This window comes from Chryseolinea lacunae, from assembly GCF_016735595.1.
Lineage (GTDB): Bacteria > Bacteroidota > Bacteroidia > Cytophagales > Cyclobacteriaceae > Chryseolinea > Chryseolinea lacunae.
Window position 1 is genome coordinate 1 of sequence record NZ_JAERRB010000028.1, and the last position, 1,174, is coordinate 1,174.

The window sequence follows — 1,174 nt, forward strand, 5'->3', positions numbered from 1 at the left end:
TATCGTGCGGCTCACCACCCGTACATCTTCTACGCCCGCATAGCCGCGAATAACATTCTCGATCTCACCGATCTCGATCCGATAGCCTCTGATCTTTACCTGGAAATCGCGACGGCCGAGGTATATAATCTCACCGGACTCCGTGCGCATTCCCAAATCGCCCGAGCGATATAAGCGTTCGTCTGCACGATAAGGATTGTTGATGAACCGTTCGTGTGTTAAGGCCGGTCGGTTGAGGTAGCCTCTTGCCACACCGTCGCCGCCCACAACCAGCTCACCCACCACGCCGATCGGCACCAACTGTGCTTCGTCGTCCATCAAATACAAATTCAGCGTTGGAAGCGGCAAGCCGATGTTGCTGATGCCCGAATAAATTTCGTCGTGTCCCAATTCTTTATAGGTCACGTGCACAGTCGTTTCGGTGATGCCATACATGTTCACCAATTTCACATGGGGATATTGTTCGTGCCAGTCGCGCAGCGAAGCAGGATTCAACGCTTCCCCGCCAAAAATCACATAGCGAAGACTAAGCTCGGGGAGAGATTGGCGCTGAAACACTTCGGTCGTTAAATTCTTGAATACGGTCGGCACCTGATTGAGCACGGTCACTTTTTCGCGCACAATCAACTCCACATAGGAAGCGGGGTCGAGTGCAGTCTCGCGTGAAACCACTACCAGCTTGCCGCCATACAAGAGGGCGCCGAATATTTCCCACACAGAAAAATCAAAGCAAATGGAATGAAAGACCGTCCAGGTATCTTTTTCTGAAAAAGAAAAATTGAAGTGGTCATTAAACAACAACCGCACAACATTTTTGTGCTCGATCAAAACACCTTTTGGTCTGCCCGACGATCCTGATGTGTAGATCACATACGACAGGTCGGTTTGGCGGTTGATGTGAACCGGGTTGTCTTTTCCTTCGGCCGCAACGTCGCTCCAGAATTCATCCAGGTATACGCGGCTGGTTTGGGGTGAGAAGAATTTATTTTCGAGACCAATGGTTTCTACGATAAGCACTTTCACGGCAGCATCGTCCAGAATATAGTTGATGCGTTCTTCCGGATACTCGGGATCGATGGGCACATAGGCGGCACCCGATTTCAGAATGCCCAGTATGCCCACAATCATCCACTCCGATCGCTGCACCATCAGCCCAACAAGATCGTCGCCCTGC

General features: G+C 50.9%; 1 protein-coding gene. It reads right to left on the reverse strand.

What is annotated here, in order from left to right; translation table 11 throughout:
• Positions 1-1,174, reverse strand: a 1,174-nt coding sequence (locus JI741_RS32380) for an amino acid adenylation domain-containing protein (RefSeq protein WP_202016739.1), incomplete at both ends; no start/stop codon positions are given.